Origin of the sequence: Pseudoalteromonas espejiana DSM 9414 (genome assembly GCF_002221525.1) — a bacterium.
In the GTDB taxonomy this organism is placed as follows: Bacteria; Pseudomonadota; Gammaproteobacteria; order Enterobacterales; family Alteromonadaceae; genus Pseudoalteromonas; species Pseudoalteromonas espejiana.
Genome location: NZ_CP011028.1, coordinates 3,374,097 through 3,395,730, shown reverse-complemented (window position 1 = coordinate 3,395,730; position 21,634 = coordinate 3,374,097). Strand labels below are relative to the sequence as shown.

Annotated in this window: 15 protein-coding genes and 1 tRNA gene; 11 read left to right on the top strand and 5 right to left on the bottom strand. The window is 39.9% G+C overall.

Annotation, left to right across the window (positions count from 1 at the left end; translation table 11 throughout):
- Nucleotides 1-9 precede the first annotated feature (9 nt).
- The 8 genes from mutL (at nucleotide 10) to PESP_RS15375 (ending at nucleotide 8,888) form a co-directional block, all read left to right on the top strand.
- The gene (mutL, locus tag PESP_RS15410; RefSeq protein WP_089348820.1) at nucleotides 10-1,869 is read left to right on the top strand and encodes a DNA mismatch repair endonuclease MutL; all 1,860 of its coding nucleotides are present in this window, start codon (nucleotides 10-12) and stop codon (nucleotides 1,867-1,869) included.
- A gap of 10 nt (nucleotides 1,870-1,879) precedes the next feature.
- Entirely contained in the window at nucleotides 1,880-2,797 is a 918-nt protein-coding gene (miaA, locus tag PESP_RS15405) for a tRNA (adenosine(37)-N6)-dimethylallyltransferase MiaA (RefSeq protein WP_089348819.1), read from the top strand.
- A gap of 82 nt (nucleotides 2,798-2,879) precedes the next feature.
- Entirely contained in the window at nucleotides 2,880-3,143 is a 264-nt protein-coding gene (hfq, locus tag PESP_RS15400; RefSeq protein ID WP_004587665.1) for an RNA chaperone Hfq, read from the top strand.
- 15 nt (nucleotides 3,144-3,158) lie between these two features.
- A complete protein-coding gene (gene hflX, locus PESP_RS15395; protein ID WP_089348818.1) occupies nucleotides 3,159-4,448 on the top strand; it encodes a ribosome rescue GTPase HflX in 1,290 nt (429 codons plus the stop codon).
- A 100-nt stretch (nucleotides 4,449-4,548) separates the two neighbouring features.
- Complete coding sequence (hflK, locus tag PESP_RS15390; RefSeq protein ID WP_089348817.1) at nucleotides 4,549-5,724, top strand: FtsH protease activity modulator HflK; 1,176 nt, start codon at nucleotides 4,549-4,551, stop codon at nucleotides 5,722-5,724.
- A 5-nt stretch (nucleotides 5,725-5,729) separates the two neighbouring features.
- Complete coding sequence (gene hflC, locus PESP_RS15385) at nucleotides 5,730-6,608, top strand: protease modulator HflC (protein ID WP_089348816.1); 879 nt, start codon at nucleotides 5,730-5,732, stop codon at nucleotides 6,606-6,608.
- A gap of 216 nt (nucleotides 6,609-6,824) precedes the next feature.
- Nucleotides 6,825-8,138, top strand: coding sequence for an adenylosuccinate synthase (locus tag PESP_RS15380; RefSeq protein ID WP_004587661.1), 1,314 nt, complete (start codon nucleotides 6,825-6,827; stop codon nucleotides 8,136-8,138).
- Nucleotides 8,139-8,249: 111 nt separating this feature from the next.
- Nucleotides 8,250-8,888 (top strand): tetratricopeptide repeat protein, encoded by a 639-nt coding sequence (locus PESP_RS15375; RefSeq protein ID WP_089348815.1) that lies wholly within the window; start codon nucleotides 8,250-8,252, stop codon nucleotides 8,886-8,888.
- Between the two features lie 81 nt (nucleotides 8,889-8,969).
- On the opposite strand, the gene PESP_RS15370 is transcribed toward PESP_RS15375, so the two are convergent.
- Entirely contained in the window at nucleotides 8,970-10,820 is a 1,851-nt protein-coding gene (locus tag PESP_RS15370; RefSeq protein ID WP_089348814.1) for a cation:proton antiporter, read from the bottom strand.
- Between the two features lie 852 nt (nucleotides 10,821-11,672).
- Between PESP_RS15370 and proB the strand changes: the two genes are divergently transcribed.
- Together proB and PESP_RS15360 are read left to right on the top strand one after the other, a co-directional pair.
- A complete protein-coding gene (gene proB, locus PESP_RS15365) occupies nucleotides 11,673-12,779 on the top strand; it encodes a glutamate 5-kinase (RefSeq protein ID WP_089348813.1) in 1,107 nt (368 codons plus the stop codon).
- A complete protein-coding gene (locus PESP_RS15360; protein WP_089348812.1) occupies nucleotides 12,776-14,023 on the top strand; it encodes a glutamate-5-semialdehyde dehydrogenase in 1,248 nt (415 codons plus the stop codon). Before proB ends, PESP_RS15360 begins: the two co-directional genes overlap by 4 nt.
- Before the next feature lie 49 nt (nucleotides 14,024-14,072).
- Here the strand turns inward: PESP_RS15360 and PESP_RS15355 are convergent, their stop codons facing one another.
- The 4 genes from PESP_RS15355 to PESP_RS15340 form a co-directional block, all read right to left on the bottom strand.
- A complete protein-coding gene (locus PESP_RS15355; protein WP_089348811.1) occupies nucleotides 14,073-16,298 on the bottom strand; it encodes a two-component system response regulator in 2,226 nt (741 codons plus the stop codon).
- A gap of 57 nt (nucleotides 16,299-16,355) precedes the next feature.
- A complete protein-coding gene (locus tag PESP_RS15350) occupies nucleotides 16,356-19,508 on the bottom strand; it encodes a hybrid sensor histidine kinase/response regulator (protein WP_245852096.1) in 3,153 nt (1,050 codons plus the stop codon).
- Nucleotides 19,509-19,573: 65 nt separating this feature from the next.
- Nucleotides 19,574-20,836, bottom strand: a complete 1,263-nt coding sequence (locus PESP_RS15345) for an ABC transporter substrate-binding protein (protein ID WP_089348809.1) — start codon at nucleotides 20,834-20,836, stop codon at nucleotides 19,574-19,576.
- Between the two features lie 152 nt (nucleotides 20,837-20,988).
- Nucleotides 20,989-21,064 (bottom strand) — tRNA-Ala (locus PESP_RS15340).
- A gap of 165 nt (nucleotides 21,065-21,229) precedes the next feature.
- Between PESP_RS15340 and PESP_RS15335 the strand changes: the two genes are divergently transcribed.
- Nucleotides 21,230-21,634, top strand: coding sequence for a putative periplasmic lipoprotein (locus PESP_RS15335; protein WP_089348808.1), 405 nt, complete (start codon nucleotides 21,230-21,232; stop codon nucleotides 21,632-21,634).

The following is a 21,634-nucleotide window of genomic DNA, read 5'->3' as shown; positions in this document are numbered from 1 at the left end:
AGGGGCTGTATGAGTATTGAAATATTACCTGCACGTTTGGCTAACCAAATAGCGGCAGGTGAAGTGGTTGAACGCCCTGCATCAGTGGTCAAAGAGTTAGTTGAAAATAGCCTCGATGCCGGTGCTACACGTATACAAATAGATATTGAACGTGGCGGCCACAAACTTATTCGTATTCGCGATAACGGCGCCGGTATTGGCAAAGATGAGCTAACACTTGCACTTTCTCGCCATGCAACCAGTAAACTAAAGTCACTTGACGATTTAGAAAATATTTGCTCATTAGGTTTTAGAGGCGAAGCGCTGGCATCTATTAGCTCTGTATCGCGATTAACGCTAAGTTCTAAACCAAAGGCCCAAGAAGCCGCGTGGCAAGCATTTGCAGAAGGCCGCGATATGGCTGTGCAGGTTAAGCCTGTGGCTCATCCTGATGGCACAACGATAGAAGTTAAAGATCTCTTTTTTAACACCCCTGCTAGGCGTAAATTTTTACGCACCGAAAAAACCGAGTTTAGCCACATTGATGAGCTTATAAAGCGCATTGCGCTGAGCCGGTTTGACGTATCTATAACGCTTACTCATAACCAAAAGGTGGTTAGGCAGTACCGCGCTAAAACAGAACCCACTCAAGCCATTACTCGCGTTGCGCAAGTTGCAGGTAAGGCGTTTGCTGAGCAAGGGCTGCATATTCAATCGGGCGAGAGCGGTTTGCAGCTACACGGCTGGGTATTGCCAGTAGGTTCGGCAAATACCACGCAATACACTTACGTTAATAACCGTATGATGCGCGATAAACTTATATTGCATGCTATTCGCCAAGCGTTTGAAGAAGTAAGTGGCGCGCAAGAGCTCCCTGGTTTTGTTATTTATATTGATATAGACCCACGGCAAGTGGATGTAAATGTGCACCCAGCTAAGCATGAAGTACGTTTTCATCAAGGGCGGTTAGTGCATGACTTTATTTTGCAAGCTATCAAGCAGGTTGTAGTACCGCTACAAGGTGAGTTTACATCACAAGCACAAACTATAGAGCATGAAGCACCAGCGTTTGAAGCACATAGCTATGCAGGAAGTAATGAGCAAAATAGTCAGCAAGGGTATGACTATCCAAAGTCGCAATTACAGCCAAGTCATTCACAGGGGAATACATTTTCAGGTGGCTCAGGGTCATCGGGTGGCCGTGCTGGTGGTATGCCTTCAAACTATGGCGCGCAGCCACGAGCAACGCAAACAAACCACCACGATGTAAATGCGTTTTATCAAGGAATTAGTGAGCAACATGCTGCGCACTTTGACCATGGCGTATCAGCCACAGTACAAAATAATGAGCCTAGTACGCAGGCTATTGAAAATGTACAAGTACTGAGTGTAGATAAAGGCGTATGTGTTTTTAGTCATCAGCATCAGCTTTATTGTTCGCACTACAAATATGCACTTGGTGAATACTGGCATACGCAAATAAAAGAACTAGGAAGTTTAGAAGGTAAAGCTTTATTACTTCCTGTAAGAGTTAACCTGGCAAAAGATGATTGCGCGCTTATAGAACAGCAACAGTCATGGTTTACGCTTTTAGGCTTTGAGCTAATTATAGAAAAGCAATTTGTAATGGTTAAAAAGCTACCGACTTGTTTATATTTATTAGATGTATCGGCTGCTGTTGAGAGCTTACTATCAGCATGTAAAGATGATTTAAACGAGCTGCAAGCATGGCTTGAGTGGCAACTAGGTTGTGTGCCAGAGCGATTTTATGAAAGTAATGCATTTATTGAACTACAAATTAGCTTACAAAATAATCCGCAAACAATTGAACGTTTGAAAGAAAAAGCAGTTAAAATAGACCTAGAACACTATTTAACGCAATTAAACTAAGGTACCCGTGTTGAGTAATTTACCGGTCATATTTTTAATGGGCCCCACTGCCGCTGGTAAAACAGCTTTGGCAATTTCATTGTGTGAGCACCTAAACACAGAAATAATCAGCGTTGATTCAGCGTTGGTGTATAAGGGTATGGACATAGGTACGGCCAAGCCAGATGCTGAAGAACTGGCGCGAGCGCCGCATCACTTAATTGATTTACTCGATCCGAGCGAAACCTACTCGGTTGCCGATTTTAGACGCGACGCGATAAAAAAAATTGATGAATTTCATCAACAAGGTAAAGTACCAATATTAGTGGGTGGCACCATGATGTACTTTAAATCATTAATTGATGGATTATCGCCACTGCCAGAGGCTTGCCCAATAGTAAGAGCAGAGCTTGAAGCACAGGCGCAACAGTATGGTTGGCCTCATTTACATGCAGAATTAGCTAAAGTTGACCCACGGGCTGCCGAAAAAATAAGTGAAAATGATTCACAAAGGATAAATCGGGCTTTGGAAGTTTACCGTATTAGTGGTAAAACAATGACTGAATTGCAAAAGCAAAAACAACCAGCATTACCATATACTTTTCATCAATTTGCGATTGCGCCTGATGATCGCAGTGAATTACATCAGCGAATTGAAAAAAGGTTTAAAATAATGATAGAGCAGGGGTTTGAAAACGAAGTTTCGACCCTATATCTACGTAAGGATTTACACCCCAATATGCCTTCTATTCGTTGTGTAGGTTATAGACAAATGTGGGATTACCTTGCGGGTGAAGTGGACCATGATGAGATGGTTTTTCGCGGCATTGCTGCTACGCGTCAATTGGCTAAACGCCAGTTAACGTGGTTAAGGAGTTGGCCTGATGTTACTTGGTTAACAACAGACGATGAAGAAAACTTGCAACGCGTAGTAAGTTCGCTAAGCTAGTAGTAGTTGAGTATTATTTAGTTTAATTAAATAAGTTCAGCCACTTAAATTATAATAACACCTAGAACGAAGGAACAATAACATGGCAAAAGGCCAATCGTTACAAGACCCATTTTTGAATGCACTACGTCGTGAGCGCATTCCAGTATCAATCTTTTTGGTAAATGGCATAAAATTACAAGGTAAAATTCAGTCATTTGACCAATTTGTTATTTTACTTGAAAACACCGTAAACCAAATGGTGTATAAACATGCAATTTCTACAGTTGTACCTGCTCGCGCAGTCAACTTCCAAGGTGTTCAAGGGAGCGATGACACTGAAGAGCAAGAACCAGGAAATATTTAATTAGGAGCGTAATGCTTGTTTGACCGCTATGAATCCGGCGAACAGGCAGTCTTAGTTCATATCGACTTACCTAAAGATGGCGATCGTGAAGATCTCCATGAATTAGAAATGTTGGTATCTTCTGCTGGTGTTAGTAGTTTGGCGGTTGTGCAAGGCAGCCGCCAAGCACCACATCCGAAACTATTCGTCGGTACCGGTAAAGCAGAAGAAATAGCTGAGATTGTCAAAATCCACAATGCAGATGTTGTCATCTTTAATCATCAATTAAGTCCGTCTCAAGAACGCAATTTAGAGCGCGTTTGCCAATGTCGCGTACTTGATAGAACAACACTAATTCTTGATATTTTTGCCCAAAGAGCACGCACCCACGAAGGTAAGCTTCAAGTAGAGCTTGCTCAGCTTAGGCATATGTCTACCCGATTAATTCGTGGTTGGACTCACCTTGAGCGCCAAAAAGGCGGTATAGGTTTACGTGGCCCGGGTGAAACACAGCTCGAAACCGATAGACGTTTATTACGTGCACGTATAAAAAATATTCGTGCTCGCTTAGCCAAGGTTGCCGTTCAGCGTGAACAAGGCAGGCGTGCCCGTACCCGTAACGAAATTCCTACAGTTTCACTGGTCGGTTATACTAATGCGGGTAAATCAACACTGTTTAATCGTATTACAGACTCTGATGTTTACGCGGCAGATCAGCTGTTTGCGACTTTGGACCCAACACTACGTAAATTAGATATTGGTGATGTAGGTTCGGTTATTTTAGCTGATACAGTAGGGTTTATTCGTCATTTACCTCATGACTTAGTTGCTGCATTTAAAGCCACACTGACTGAAACTCGCGAAGCTGACTTACAATTACACGTAATTGATGTGGCAGACCCGCGCAGAAAAGAGAACATTGAGCAGGTTCAGTCGGTTTTAAAAGAAATTGAAGCCGACGAAGTGCCGCAATTGTTGGTGTATAACAAAATTGATGCGCTTGACGATGTTAGCCCAAGAATTGATCGGGATGACCAAGGTCAGCCTATAAGAGTATGGCTATCTGCACAAACCGGCGCTGGGTGTGAGCTGTTAAGTGAGGCCATAAGCGACTTGCTTGCTAAGCAAATGTTTAGTGAAACCTTACTATTAGCGCCGCAGTATGGCCGACTAAGAGCGTCTTTATTTAGTTTAAGTGCAGTACACAAAGAAAACTTTGATGAGCAAGGTAATTGGCTGTTAGATGTGAGATTACCTATGGTTGAATGGAACCGCTTAATTAAAGAGTTTGGCCCTGAAATTGAAGGTTTTATCAACCGCGATTAAAAATTGCCATATAAATGTCGGTTTTTGTATGAGAAACGCGGTAGATTTGATAGATTTAACACAATTTCCTAATTTATTTAGATAACAATGGAGTATAGCTATGGCCTGGAATGAACCGGGTAATAATGGCAATGACAAAGATCCGTGGAACAATAAAGGCGGACGTGATCAAGGCCCACCTGATTTAGACGAGGTGTTCCGTAAGTTTAGCAACAAGTTAGGCGGCTTATTTGGCGGTAAAAAATCCGGCAATAATAGTAGCGGCGGCGGACTTGGCGGAGCCGGTATTTCATTTATCCTTATTATCGCTGCAATTGTGTGGGCGCTAAGTGGTATTTATACGGTAAAAGAAGCCGAGCGCGGTGTTGTACTGCAGTTTGGTAAATATGACCGTATCGCGGAGCCTGGCCTTCGTTGGAAAATGACCTTTATCGAAACGGTAATTCCTGTGGATATTGAAGCTGTTCGCTCGTTATCTGCATCAGGGTTTATGCTAACTGAAGATGAAAACGTAGTAAGCGTTGAATTTGAAGTACAGTACCGTGTTATTGACCCATACCTTTACAAATTTAGTGTGACTAATGCTGATAACAGCTTAGAAGAAGCGCTAGATAGTGCATTACGTTACGTAGTAGGCCATGCAAAGATGGACCAAGTACTGACAAATGGCCGTGAAGTTGTGCGTCAAAGTACATGGGATGAGCTTAATAAAATCATCGAACCTTATAACTTAGGCTTAATAGTAACTGACGTGAACTTTAAAGACTCACGCCCACCAACTGAAGTTAAAGATGCGTTTGATGATGCCATTGCTGCACAAGAAGACGAAGAGCGTTTCATCCGTGAAGCCGAAGCCTATGCCCGTGAAATTGAACCACGTGCACGTGGTCAAGTAACGCGTATGACGCAAGAAGCTGAAGGTTACCAAGAGCGTATTACGTTAGAGGCGCAAGGTGAAGTGGCTCGTTTTGAAAAGCTTTTACCTGAGTATCAAGCTGCAAAAGAAGTTACCCGTGAGCGTTTATACATTGATGCAATGGAAGAGGTGCTAGGTAGTAGCTCTAAAGTGATTGTTGATGTGAAAGGCGGTAACAACATGATGTACTTACCACTTGATAAAATTATGGAAAAGCAAGGCACTGCAACGCGTGTAGCTTTACCAAGCTCAAGTGATATTCAAGATTTACGTAACAAAGTAAATACATCACGCAATAGCACTGTTAATAGCGGTAATGACCGTTTTAACAACGATCGCTTTAACAATAACGGGAGATAAGCATAATGAAAAACTTTAGTTTAATTATATTATTAGTTGCCATTGTTATGTCTTTCTCATCGGTATTTGTAGTACCTGAAGGGCAAAAAGCAATCGTGCTGCTGTTTAGTAAAGTTGAAAAAGACAGTGAAGACAAAGCGGTTGTTTACAGCCCTGGTCTTCATTTAAAAGTGCCTTTTTTCAGCCAAGTACGTCGTATTGATGCGCGTATTCAAACGCTAGATGGCACGCCAGACCGCTTTGTAACAAGTGAGAAAAAAGACTTAATTGTTGACTCATTTGTTAAATGGCGCGTAAACGACTTTAGCGCATTTTACTTACGTGCACGTGGCGATAAGCAATATGCTGAAACGCTACTTAAACAAAAAGTAAATAATGGTCTTCGTACTAACTTTGGTACTCGTACAATTCGTGAAATTGTATCAGGTGAGCGTAGCGAGTTAATGGAAGAGGCGTTAGTACAAGCTTCTGAAAGCGCACGCGAGCTTGGCATTGAAGTGCTAGATGTGCGTGTTAAGCAAATCAATTTACCACAAGAAGTAAGTAGCTCTATTTACCAACGTATGCGCGCAGAGCGTACTGCGGTTGCAAAAGAGCACCGCTCTGAAGGTCAAGAAAAAGCCGAAACTATTCGCGCTGGTGTTGACCGCCGTGTAACGGTAATGCTTGCAGATGCTGAACGTAATGCTCGTTCTGTACGTGGTCAAGGTGATGCTGATGCTGCTGCAATATATGCAAAAGCGTACAACAAAGATCCTGAGTTCTTTGGCTTTGTTCGTTCTTTAGAGGCTTATAAAAAGACCTTTAAAGATAAGCAAGATGTTATGGTGCTTTCTCCTGACAGCGACTTCTTCAAATACATGAAAGGCGCTAAAGCACAATAAGCTTAGCCTTTGGTATTTAAAAAGTTATAAAGCCTCGCAATTGCGGGGCTTTTTGTTAAATGTAAATTAACACTTTAAACCACTGTTATTTATGTGGTTATTAAAGCTGCTTTGGTTGAATATTCTCACTCGCGGAAAAAATAAGCTGAACAGGGGTGATCTTTCGTTTAGTTTTCTGGTAAAATCTCGTCCTAATTTTCTCTAAGTGAATTTACAATGGGTAAAAACGTTGTTGTATTAGGCACCCAATGGGGTGACGAAGGTAAGGGTAAGGTTGTTGATCTCCTTACAGACAAAGCATCTTTAGTAGTTCGTTATCAAGGTGGCCACAATGCGGGTCATACTTTAGTTATCGACGGTGAAAAGACAGTTCTACACCTTATTCCATCGGGTGTATTACGTGACAATGTTAAATGTGTGATTGGTAATGGTGTGGTTTTATCACCAGAAGCGCTAATGAAAGAAATTGGCATGTTAGAAGAGCGTGGCGTACCAGTACGTGAGCGTCTTTTAATTAGTGAAGCATGTCCATTAATTCTGCCTTTCCATGTTGCATTAGATGTAGCTCGCGAAACAGCTCGCGGCGACAAGCCAATTGGTACAACTGGCCGTGGTATCGGTCCAGCGTACGAAGATAAAGTAGCACGTCGCGGTTTACGCGTGGGTGACTTATTTAATCCAGAATTATTCGCAGCTAAGCTAAAAGAAGTTCTTGAATACCATAACTTCACATTAGTTAACTACTACAAAGTAGATGCTGTAGATTTCCAAAAAACGTTTGATGATGCAATGGCTGTTGCAGATATCTTAAAAGCAATGGTAGTTGATGTTACCGAGCTTTTAGATCAAACACGTTTAGCGGGCGAGCACATTTTATTTGAAGGTGCACAAGGTACATTACTTGATATCGATCACGGTACTTACCCTTATGTAACGTCTTCAAACACGACTGCTGGTGGTGTTGCTACGGGTGCTGGTTTTGGTCCATTAAACCTTGATTACGTATTGGGTATTATTAAAGCCTACACGACACGCGTTGGTTCAGGTCCATTCCCTACAGAGCTTTACGATGGCCTTGAAAAACAAGACCCAGTAGGTAAGCATTTAGGTGACAAAGGCCATGAGTTTGGTGCGACAACTGGTCGACTACGTCGTACAGGTTGGTTAGACGCAGTAGCTATGCGCCGTGCAGTACAAATCAACAGCATTTCAGGTTTTTGTTTAACTAAGCTTGACGTTTTAGACGGCTTAGAAACACTTAAAATCTGTACTGGTTACCAGCTTGAAGATGGTACCGTTACTAATGTAACGCCATTAGCTGCTGAAGGTTACGAGAAAGTAACACCAGTATACGAAGAAATGCCAGGTTGGTCAGAAAACACTGTAGGTGTAACTAGCCTTGAAGGCTTACCTAAAGCTGCGATTGACTACATCAAACGTATTGAAGAAATCACAGGTGTACCTGTTGATATTATTTCTACCGGCCCAGATCGTGTAGAAACTATGGTACTTCGCAACCCGTTTGCATAATCACCATTAAATTGAAAAAAGCTGCTTTGTGCAGCTTTTTTTGTGCCTAAAATTCACCTTGGAACGATCTTTGTATATTATTTAGTAAGTTTTATATTGTACGTGGTGAACATGCGTTTATTTTCTTGTAATACACTTTTAGCGGCTATGCTAGCTCCAATGCTTTTATCTTTTAATAGCAATGTGTTAGCTGAAGAAACCCCCGCAGCTGTGCCGCTTTATACTGAGCCTGAGCTCATCGCCCTAATTAATAAAAATACCCACTTACAGCGGGTAAAGGCAGATGATTGCCAGTTAGTACAAGATATAGAGGCGAGGGCCAATAAAATGGCGCTGCCTTCATATCAGTTTTTATACGGTGATATGCTGGCCTATAACGTGTGTGTTGAGCGAAATGTAGAGTTAGGTGTGTATTATATGCGTAAAGCGGCTGAGCAAGGCTTAGCGGCTGCATTAGAGCAGTTAGGGCGCTACTACGACATTGGCCGTTTGGTACAACAAGATAAAGCCATGGCTATTATGTATTTACGTGAAGCATCTGCTCAAGGTAATTTAAAAGCGCAGCTTAGGCTTGTTAAGCTTTTTAATAGTGGTTATGGCAGCCCGCGTGATTTTGAAGATGCATATCGCTGGCTGTTTAATTCGATGGTTGCAGACAAAGCAACGCACAAAAAAATTGAACGCGCTCTTAACTTACTAGCGCAAAAAATGCCAGATAGCGTTGTAGCGCGTGCTCGGTTACCTATGTAATATCAATAATATTGCACGTTTATTTTATCCAATAAAAAGCCCTAATGTTTAATTAGGGCTTTTTTGCAATTACTGAAGAGGCTAGCCTTCTTCTTTACCTTTTGTTTTTGCAGGGTCTTTTAGCACCGACATTTTTGGTGGTTGTAATGCAAATATACGCTCGCCTTCTTGTGGCGGCTTTTCCATATTGCTAGTAAACGGGCGAAGTTTAACTGGTGTATCTTCATCGCTGTCTTTGTCACCTTTCAATATAAATAGCGGTATAGCTTCAGGGTTCATTTCTTGGTATTTTTCCCAATCAAACTCTTCTGAAATCCGCGTTGCGCTTACTTTACCGCCTTTAGCAATAATGCTACTTAAGCGGGCGTATGAGCCATCTTCACCAAACAGTATTTGTCTGGATAAAAAGGTAGCGCTGTCTTTGTTTGCTTTTGCATGTGACGTGGATGAGCGTAGTGAAAACACGTTCTTTTCGTTTAATAAATGCGAAAAATACTGCACCCCAAGCGCATTGTGGTGGCGATTCGGTGAAAGCGCCAATACAGTTCTAATTGTTGTTAATGGTAAATAACGCTCAGCATGTTCTGATTGTGGATTACCATAATAACAAGGTAAGCCATCCATACGTGCCATTTTACAGTTTTCCCATGCTGGGTCTGACAAGTGCACAGGTATGTTTTGCTCCTTAAGGCCTCGGCCAATAGCGCGTGACACATGGTTAGCACCAATAATAAGTATGGTATTGGGAGAGGGCTGACGCACCCCTAGCAGTTTAGCAACCGGTATAGCGGTTAAGCTTTGTAGTACCACTGTGATAATAATAACGGTGAATATCAGCGGCACCATTTTTTCTGCATCGGCTACACCGGCTTCCATCATACTTAGTGCAAATACAGAGCCTACAGCAGCGGCAACAATACCGCGTGGCGCTATCCACGAAAGTACTAATCGAGATTTCATAGGCAGGTCTGTACCAAAAGTAGATATAGCAATACATAGCGGACGTGCAATAAAGAGCACAACTGCTAAAAATATAAAGACATCACCGTCTAGCATCATTAAATCTGAAAGTTGTAGGCGTGCAGCAAGTAAAATAAACAGTGATGATATTAAAATCATCGATAAGTCTTCTTTAAACTCTAAAACAGAGTCAATTTCTAAATCGTTTTGGTTGGCAAGCCAAATGCCAAATACAGTTACCGCTAGCAGGCCAGATTCGTGGCTTAAATGATTTGATACCGAAAAGCTAATGAGTACTAGCGCCAATATACCAAATTTATGTAACTCAAATGGGAGCCACTCACGGCGCATTAATTGCGTGGTGATCCACCCAGCAACGACCCCAATGGTTAAGCCAACCCCTAAGGTTTTAACCAGCGCGACTATGGTATGGCTAAGCACTTCACCTTGGCCTACCAACATAACAGCTTCAAATACTAAAACTGCAAATAAGGCGCCAATAGGGTCTATTACTATGCCTTCCCAACGTAAAATACGGTCAATATCTTGAGTCGGGCGCATAGAGTTAAGCAATGGTGCAATAACGGTTGGGCCTGTAACAACTAAAACGGCACCTAACACTGCAGCCACTCGCCAATTAAGCTCTAGCAGCCAATAAGCACTTAAACTAATAACAACACAGGTAGTAAGCATACCTATAGAACATAGATTGCGAACGACCTTACTTATACCTTTGAGCTCCCTAAAGTGCAGGGTGAGAGCACCCTCAAATAAAATTACCGCTACGCTTAAAGACACAACAGGAAATAATAAATCACCTAGTAAAGCATCAGGGTCTAAAACACCACTAAACGGCCCTAACAATAAACCGGTAAGCAATAAGAACAAGATAGCGGGTACTTTAAATGCCCACGCTACCCACTGGGCAAGCACAGAACAAAGTGCGATACCGGCTATATAAATTGCTGACATAGATTGAGAATTCCTTATTTATCACAATATAAAAAAGTATAACTTTTGTTAAATATTAATACAGGGGTATACACGGGAAATGTTTAATTTGCTAATAAAATCTTAGCTCTTCATATAAAAATTGTAGGTTAAACTTATTGATTTATTTATAAAAATTGAATTAAAATTCAAAATACTTTTTAACCTGCTGATTTTTATGAGGTAATTGCTGTTTTAGCTTTGGTTTGTTTAGGGTAGGGCGATTTTTAGCCTTGATCTTACCCCTTGAATTAACGTATTATAATTAGAGTTCAAACAATTAGTCATCTAAATATAATTTTTGCCAATTAATACTCGTTATTAATATTGGCGTCATATTTAAGCAGTAATAATACGTATGTAGGCTACTTTTTGTATTTATGAGTAGCTATTACTGAATTGAACTCCTAGGTATGGTTTTTTCAAATAAGTTTATTTAATTTATTAAGTAAATAAATGTTTGAGTTGAACTATTACTTTCAATGTTTAGCCCCCATCGTGGCGGTTAAATCTCGGTCCTTGAGTCATCACCCTATCTGTTGGTGTATCTGACTTTAGAGGCTCTATGTATGTTGTTAACAAAAAAGCCGCACACAGCTTTTTACAGCGATACATAAACAACACTTTTTACTTTTATATTTAATAGACCTCCATACATTTTGGTTGGTGCTATTTCATGTCTTTACAAATCTAAAAGCGATTTTAGATGGGTATTTGCGTGCGTCTAAAAAGTGGTTGAGTAAATAACATATTCGAAATTGCGTACCGTTTACGCAATTACTTAGTTTTAGTTCACATTATGTGAATGCAGATAAAATGGAAAGTTGAGATTTTATGCAAAAGTTAAATTGGCGTCGTATTGTTTTAAAAGTAGGTAGCGCTTTAATAGCCCCTGATCAAGATGGCTGTCGTTCACGCTATTTATTAACCATTGCACAATTTATTGTTCGTTGTCGCGCCCGTGGTATTGAAGTTATTTTAGTATCTTCAGGCTCAGTAGCAGCAGGCTCACACTTATTTCCATCAGATATACCGCGTTCTGTAGTAATGAAAAAAGCAATGGCAGCCGCGGGTCAAACAGAAATGATGGCAATGTGGGATCGCTTTTTTGATTTTCCTTCTGCCCAGTTATTATTAACCCACGGCGATTTAAGAGATCGTGAGCGTTATGAGAGTATTCGCGAAACTGTATTTACCTTGTTAGAGCACGGTGTACTGCCTATTATTAACGAAAATGATGCAGTAACAACGGATGATCTAAAAGTGGGCGATAACGATAACTTATCAGCCATGGTTGCCGCTGCGGCTGATGCAGACGCGTTGATGATTTTTTCTGATGTGGATGGGCTTTACGATAAAAACCCAAACCTTCACGATGATGCAGTGCTGCTGCCTGAAATAAAATCAATTGATGAGTCTATTTACGCTATGGCAGGATGTGCTACAAGTGCTGTAGGTACTGGTGGTATGAAAACTAAAATAGAAGCCGCCGAAAAAGCTACATCACATGGTATAGCCACTTATATTATCAACGGTTTTGAAGAAGAAACCTTTAACAGGTTACTAGCCGGTGAAAACCCAGGCAGCGTTTTCTTACCGTATGAAAAACCAATGCAAGAAGCCGTACACTGGATGACGCACACTGCAAATGAGCAAGGTGAAGTAGTAGTTGATGGCTCGTTTGATGAGTCACTTGAAGGCGAAGATGGTTGCATACGCGGCGATGAAATTATGGAAGTGCATGGTGAGTTCGCCATTGGCGACACCATTTTAGTTAGAAGCGAAGATGGCACGCGCTTAGCAAAAGCCACCGCAAATTATAGTAGTTGTTTGTTAAGCTTTATTGCAGATAACGAACAAAGTGAATTTAGCGAAAAAATGCAGGACTCTATCGGTCCGGTTATTTCTGAAAAAGATATCGCATTATTGGAGAAGTCATGAGTTTAATTACGGATATATCACGCCAAGCAGCTAAAGCTGCAAACACACTTGCTTTACTCGATACCGAGACCAAGAACCAAGTGTTAACCGAAATGGCGGCAGCACTACGTGCAGAAAAAGCATTTATTATCAAAGAAAACGAAAGTGATTTGAGCGCAGCGCGCGATAACAATTTAGCAGCCTCAATGATTGACCGCTTAACGCTTAACGATGAGCGTATTGAAGCTATGGCTGAAGGCATAGAGGTTATAGTAAGCCTGGAAGACCCAGTTGGTCAGCTACGCGATATTACAGAGCGTCCTAATGGTATTAAAATTCGTAAAATGCGTGTGCCATTAGGCGTTGTATGTATGATTTATGAAGCACGCCCTAACGTAACTGCTGATGCGGGTGCATTATGTTTTAAATCGGGTAATGGTGTTATTTTACGCGGTGGTAAAGAAGCCCTTAAAAGCTCACAGGCTATTGCAAGCGTAATGCATAGCGTGCTTGAAAAGCATAACTTACCAAAAGCATTAATCTCGGTAATTCCAGATCCAGACCGCGCTTTATTAATGGAATTAATGCAGCAACGTGAAAGCATTGATTTAATCATTCCTCGTGGTGGTGAAGGCTTAATTAACTTTGTAACCGAAAACAGCACAATTCCTGTTATTCAGCACTTTAAAGGTGTGTGCCATTTATATGTTGATAAAGACGCAGACTTAGAAGTAGCTATTAACTTATTACTCAATGGTAAAACACAGCGTACAGGTGTATGTAATGCACTTGAAGGTTTAGTGGTACACCAAGATGTAGCAGATGAGTTTTTAAATTTATGTGCGGTAGTGCTTCGTCAAGAAGGCGTAAAAATTAACGCAGATGCACAAGCAGCTAAATACTTTGATAATGCAACGGTACTTACTGATGAACAGTTTGGTGAAGAATATCTAGATTTAGAAATCGCGATTCGCGTAGTGCCAACCTTTAGTGCTGCGGTTGAACACATTGCACAATTTGGTTCAAACCACACTGAAGTTATTTGTACCAAAAACGATACTGCAGCGGAGCTTTTCCAACGCAGTGTTGATGCATCTGTTGTTATGGTCAACGCATCATCGCGTTTTTCAGATGGCTCTCAGCTTGGCTTAGGTGCAGAAATTGGTATTGCTACGACTAAGCTTCATGCTTACGGCCCTATGGGGCTTGAGTCATTAACTACCGAAAAATATTTAGTTAACGGCGAAGGCCAAGTGCGTAAATAATTACCATACGCTAAGCAAGCGCATACCGCCGGTATCAAATCGGCGGTAATTATGCATTTTGAAATGTGTTATTAAGCTTTTCTAACCACTGCTCAAGTGGTTCAGGGCGATGTAAGTGATAACCTTGTAAGATAACTTCTGGGTATTCTTGCAACAAATCGAAATGTGATTGGTTTTCCACCCCCTCTGCTACAACTTCTAACTGAAATAGCCTCCCTAGGCTAACAATCATATCTATTATCAGTTTATCGTTATTATCTGTAGGAGCTTCAAGTACAAAAGAGCGGTCTATTTTCAACTCATGAATAGGTAACTGTTTTAGGTAAGTTAAGCTTGAGTAACCGGTCCCAAAATCATCAATAGAGACACGCACACCAAGCCTTTTGAGGTAGTGAACGGCTTCTATAGCGGCCTCCATGTGATTAAGTAATGTGCCTTCAATAATCTCAATGGTGAGTTGCTGCGGGTTAATATCTACCTGTTTTAGTTGCTGGCTTATAAAGTTTAAGAATCTAGGTTCGTGAAAATGACGCCCGCTTATATTCACTGATATATTTAATGTTGGATGGGTATTTTTTAATTCCAGTAGTAACTTTAACGCATTCGATGTTACCCAACAGTCTAACTCAAATATTACATCAGACTCTTCAGCAATAGAAATAAACTCACACGGGCTTATAAAGCCTTTTTGAGGGTGGTTCCATCGTAGGAGAATTTCGGCACCTTTAAGCGCTTGGCTACTATCAAATTGCGACTGTAAATAAATCGACAACTCATTTTGTGGAATCGCTTTTCTTAAATCTTGTTCTATTTCAAATCGGCGTTTTGCTTGCTCGCCAAATGAAGTATCAAAAAATGTAACTCTGTTACCGCCTTTTTCTTTGGCTTTGTAACAAGCAGCCTCACAATTACGTATAGTCTCAATTGCACTTTCCCACACATCTTCACGCGGGAAAATATAAGTACCTATGCTGATGGTCAGACTTACATCTTGCCCATCCACTTTAAAAGGTTGGTTTACAGCTTTTAATAGCTCTTGTGCCTTATTTTCGGCAATTGATTGTGTTCGGGCTCTTCCAATACCTTTATCTACACTACAAAGGGCCGCAAATTCATCGCTGCCTAAACGTGCAATAATATCTTTTTTATCAACGTTAGCATGAATACGTTTTGCAAGTTCCTTTAAAATTTTATCTCCAGCTAAGAGCCCTAATCCATCATTAATTGAGTGAAAGCTATCTATATCGATAATATAAATATAGGCATAGGTTTTTTCATTACTACAGTCTTGTAACTTTTGTTCTAACTGTTTTAAAAAACCATTTCGGTTTGGTAGCTCAGTGAGCTCATCATGCCAGGTTAAATAGTCTATGCGTTCTTGTGTTACTTTAACGCTCGATATATCACTAAATACGCCAATATAATTTATGTTGGTATCTTGCTCACTTTTTACCATACTAAGCGTTAATAGCTCAGGGTATAGCTCTCCATTTTTTCTTCTAGTAACTAGCTCACCACTCCAATAACCAGCCTCATGCGCATGTTGCCATACTTTATCAAAGCTAATGCTAGGGTGATTATTTTGTTTAATATCTTTTAAGTCCATTTCAAGTGATTCTGCTTCGCAGTAACCTGTAATGCGACAAAATGAAGGATTAACCGCAATTATTTTTCCTTCACTATTAGTAATAACCACGCCATCAGCGGTGCTTGTTAGGGCCTGATAAAATAATTTTTGTTTAGAGGATAGCTGCTTAAGTTCTTCTTCGCGTTGACTTAACTCTGTCGCTAATGCCTCTATTTCAAGGAGTTTATCGTGTAGGTCAAAGTTTTTTTCGATAAGCCTATCAAGCATGCCTTGCGCGGTAATATGTGTGCGTACGCGAGCTCTTACTAAAGCTAGTTTGTAAGGTTTAGTAATGTAATCAATAGCACCCATTGCAAAGCCTTTTTCTTCAGACTCCTCTTCAGTAAGTGCGGTAACAAAAATTATTGGTATACCTTTGGTATTTTGTTTGGCCTTTAAAATTTTACATACTTCATACCCATCCATGCCGGGCATCATGATATCAAGTAAGATTAAATCTGGACGCGTTGATTCAACAAACACAAGTGCTTGTTCGCCGCTAGTAGATATACGCACATCGTAGTCAGCAAGTAGACCCTCAACTAATACGTGCAAATTACTAGGTTCATCATCAACAATGAGAATCAATGGTTTTTGCTTTTGATTCGCTACAGGCTTATTGTTGTCAGCGAGAAAGATCGAATGCACACTAAATCCTTATTCAATAAATACCCCTTAACGTTAGTTTATAGTTCCTATAATTGTCTAGTTTTTAAGGTTATTTCTGTATTTATCAATAAGTTTAATCACTAAAGTGTAGTTAAAGTTATCTATTGCTTCTTTTAACTCGAATAATGGGTGGGAATTAGGGAATTGCTTAAGCTCAATCTCTCTAATAAATTTGCTAGGAATTGGGCGAGCAGATAAAGCTAAAGAATACACTTCATCAATTAATGTCGTTTGATCTTCTGGTGGGCTTAATGTTGCTGTGTCTTCTTTTATGGTGCTAGTAATGAGAAATTGCCTAACAGCATAAAGTGCTAAGGTAAGTTGTTCATTAAAAATATCAAGGTCAGTATATTCGTTATTTGTAAGCTCTAACTCTGCCTTTTTAGCACTTTGCTCAAGTAACTCTAAACCTAGCGTTCCTGCTAGTCCTTTTAGACTATGCATGGCTCTAGATAAGCTTGTATATTCATTATCATTTAACTTTTTGACAGCAACCTCCATGAAATGGCTATAGTCATCATTAAATTTAGTAAATACTAGATTGATGAGCTCGCTATTTTCTTCAAGGTTATCTTTTGCTGCTTCTAAATTTAATGTACTTAACGTATCGGTTTTCTTTATATGTTTTTCTATGGTGTCACAAAGTAATCCAAACAATAAGGGTTTAACTAAGTAATCATCCATGCCAGCTCTAATTGCTGCTTTTTTATCATTTGAAAATGCTGCAGCAGTTACCGCAATAATAGGTGTTGTATAACCTCTTTGGCGGAGTGTGCGTGTCGCCTCTAAGCCATCCATCACGGGCATTTGTATATCCATAAAAATAATATCTACGTCGGTTTCTTCAATCTTAGTAAGCGCTTCTTGTCCATTACTTGCAGATACCACCGTCATATTTAATTTAGCTAATAATGCTTCGATTATTTCTTGGTTAACAGGGTTATCATCTACTGCCAGTGCAGTGTAACCAGTAAATTGCGGGTATGATTCACCCGCATCAAGTTTTGTTGAGTCGGGTAGCAGTAAGCGCATTAACTGAGACTCAGTATGAGTGTTACCGATAGTGATAATATCAATGTGTTCGCTATCGGGGACGGCTTGAGGATGCTCCTGATCGTTAATTAGCAGAATGAGTAGTAGCTTATGTTTGTTTTTTTGTTTCTGTAGGTAAAGTTGCTGCAAAATAAAGTTATCTTTTAACTCTGTATGTGGCAACGCCATAATTACGATATTAAAGGGATTGCTGGGCTGAGACATTTTTGCAATAGCACGAAGCGGCTCTTGAGTAATTTCAGTGGTTATATCAGCATTACTCAATAACGTAGTTAGGGAGTTTATTTGATCTGTATTGGGGCTAATCAACAATGCATGCTTTTTTAATATCTCTTGGCTAGACATTTTAAACGGCAGTGTAAAGTAAAACTCACTCCCTTGGTTAGGTGTAGTACGTACTTGTATTTCGCCACCAAGTAATTTTGTAAGTTGCTTACAAATAGTCAAACCTAATCCAGTACCGCCGTATTTACGTGTTGTACTCGAATCTCCTTGGTAGAACGAATCAAATATAGAAGCGCACTGCGCTTGTGTCATTCCTATACCTGTGTCTTTTATTCCAAAGCGTAAGTGAATATTTTGTTTATCTTGTGTTGTGGCTTCAATACTTAAGGTGATTTCACCGTGCTCAGTAAACTTAATAGCATTGCCAACACAGTTATTGATAATTTGGCTCAAGTGTAAAGGGTCACCAATAAGCTCAAGCCCCGCATCAACATGTAGTACAAAGTTAAGGCGTAACCCTTTTTGTTTAGCATTAACCGAAAATAAATTTTTAACGTTAGAAACAACGGTATGTAAAGTAAATGGGATGGACTCAAGCTTAACCTTTTCAGACTCAAGCTTTGAAAAATCAAGCACGTTATTAAGTATTTGTAGTAAATTTTGCGCACTTGAAAAGGCTTTATCGGCATAGTGCTTTTGCCTAGCGGGCAGGGCACTGCTTTGTAATAGTTGTAGCATTCCTAAAATGCCATTCATTGGTGTGCGTAGCTCATGGCTCATATTAGCAACAAAATCGCCTTTCGCTTGGTTGGCATTTTTTGCTTGTGTAATAGCTACAGTCAGCTCTTTATTCATTGTTTCCATTTTTGAATTAAGCGCTTGGGTTTCTTCTAATAGTTCATTTGTTTGCTTGTTTTTTAAGTAGAGTGCATTTGCAGCTGTTATAACAGAATTAATTTCACTTTGGTGGTGCATGTTACCGCTTAGGTTAACCTGCTTTCCACTGCTCATATCTTTAAGTAACGTTGTTAGTTGTGTTAAAGGCTTAATAACAGAGTTAAAAATAAAAAACGTAACCAAAATAATAATAATAGTAATAAGAGCCGCAAAAAGATTCGCAAGCTCAGTATTTCTTATTAAGTGCTCACTCAGTTGCTTTTCTGTTTTGGTAAGCTTTTGTTTTTCAATCCCTCTAATTTGACTAGCTAAATACAGTAACTCATTTTCAATTCCGGTTAAAACTACGTTAACTGAGTAGGTATAGCTGCGTGTTAAAAGCACCAATTGGCTGTAGGCTTGTTTGAGCTCAGTTGTATTACTAAGCAAGTTAATACTACTTTCATCAATATTTTTCAGCAGTGTATTTAAATGTGCTAGATTATTTTGCACATTAAGTGCCTCATCATAATTTGGCTTGTACAAATAACTGGCAGTGGCTTGCTCAATATTACTAATTGTTAGCAACGTATCGACAAAAAGGGTTTGGTTTTTTAGTGTACTGGTTTTTTCAAGCTTATTTATTTGCGCTTTTAGATTGTTTATGGGCTGCTTAAACTGGCTCTCATATAACAGTTCACGCTTGGTTCTATTAATAATTACTTGATTAAATGTTTCTTGGTAACTCTTAACGTAATCGTCTAGGCGAGTGATTTGATTTTGGTAATCTTCATCATAATCCGGGAAGTTTTTTCTTAATTGCTCTAAGTTTATTTTAGCTGCATTTAGGTGAACATTAAACTTATCTACTGTATGACTATTTGCATGATCTAAATAGGCTACGGCTTGGCTTTGAAGTGAAATGACATCATTTTCTAAGCGGGTAACGGTTTCACTTTGCAGTAATGCCTTATGCTGCGCACTTTGTAATTTAAAAAGGGATTTTTGCGAATAATTAAATAAGTAACTTTGCAAAATTAATATGGTTATTAAAAAGCATAAGGCGATTATTATCTTTGATTTTATTGAGCGTACTATCATTATCGGCTTATTAACTCATACCATTTTTGTAAACTGTAATCATAAGTAGGCATTACACTGTTCCACACTGCTACATTACTAAAGCGTTTATTATAGCTTCCGCCATTGCGCTGTTCACCGGCCTTTACAGCGACCTCTCTATTTGTATTAAGTAAGTCTACATCGGCTTTTTTACCTAAGTACCAGTAGTCCCACTCTTCGGGCGATAAGAGTGCTTTAGATCTTTGAGGGTTGCTAATGTAATAGCCTTGGCGAGCAATAAAGGCGCCAGGCCAGCCTGAAAGCCACCAGTTCATGTAATCGTAGGCTGCATCTTTTACGCTGTTTTTTGTTTGCGACGATAAACACATAACCCCGTGCCAGCCGCGGTAGCCTTCTTTTGGGGCTGCAAAACGCACGTTTATGTTTTGACTGTTAAGTGCTGCTACGGCCGGAGAAAACATACTTTCAATATGTACTCGCTGGCTTTTCATAAACTCAACAGACTCAGGAACTGAGTTCCAATAACCCGCAAAGTGACCTTGGCGTTTGTAATCTAATAAAATATTAAATAAGCGGTCTAACTCAGAGCGTGTCATTGCACCAATGTTTTTAAATTTTATTAGGCCTTTACTCTGTGCTGCTAAGGCTAAATCAAATAACCCAATAGTTGGCGCATTTACAATCGCTACTTTTCCTGCGTGCTCTTTATCTAATAACCAGCCCCAGCTTTCTGTTTCGTATGCAATACCAGGTTTTATCATGGCGGTGTTATATCCAAATGAGTCAACGTTATGCACATAGGGTAAAAAGCTAATTAGGTCACTCTCATCTGCACTTAAGGTTCCATTATCTTGTACATTGAGTAACTTATATGGTGCATCACCTGCACCGATATTTGCATCGGGGGTTAGCTTCCCTGTTTTGGTAAGTGTGTTTATTTCATTAAAGTAAGTGAGGCGCTTTTTTTCTATTGGTTGGATTGAGCCTGCATTCCACAGCACATTTATGCTATTTGACCACTGTTCATATAAGTCAAACGAGCTTGGGTCCATAGAGGCTTTTTGTAAAACTGCGGCACTGCCAGCAGGTGTGAATTCAATATTAATACCTAAATCAAGCATAGCTTGTTTTCGAATGGCTTCTTGTAAGGTTACATGAGTACCCAATACTCTCAGTGTGACCTTTTTACGTGCAAATACATAAGGCGCATGGGTAACAACGCCCGCGGTTAAACCTATTGCAGCAAGCTTTTTTAAGGTAGAGCGTTTTGGATGATCCATTCTTTAAGCCAAAAGTATTATTAGTACAAGTGACATAATTTATAGACAAAAAAAACTAAACAAACAAGAAATTAGCTATGATAAATGCGATTAAGTAGTTAAAAATAGAATAATAAAATGAGGCATAACAATGATGGAGGAGAGTAGGAAAGTGGTGGAGCTAAGCAGGATCGAACTGCTGACCTCCTGCGTGCAAGGCAGGCGCTCTCCCAGCTGAGCTATAGCCCCACATTCCTAAATTACAAATACTGTAATTACTTGGCTGCTGAGTTCCAAGCGGGGTGAACTTTAAATATATTTATAAAATTGGTCAAGTATTTTTTAGCAATATTTAACTGTTATCGTTTATTTTTGATAGACTCGAGACAAATACCACGCTAAACGACAAAAACAATGAAAAAAAGTATCTGTGTACTTGCTTTGCTACTTGCCGGTTGTGCTAGCAACGAAGAGCCACCCTTTGAAATAAACAACAAGCAATTTTATGAGAACCTAGATGAGCAAGGTAATAAAATATTTGCATATGTGGTGTCGGTTAAAGCTAAGCATCGCAGTAATATTAATTTAAACGGTGAGGGACGAGGTGGTAAAAATAGGCCTAGTCGCTCCGATGTAAAACGTTACATTGAGCAAGAACATTTTGAAGATTCAAGCGTGTTAAAACTGCAGTTAGAAGACCAAGCGGTTAGTTTTTTAAATCAAGAGCTCAGTGAAAACAATTACTGCGAAAACAAGCACGAAATTAGCGAAGTGTTATGGCGTGATTTAAGTGTGCAGCTAAGAGGGCGTTGTTTGTAG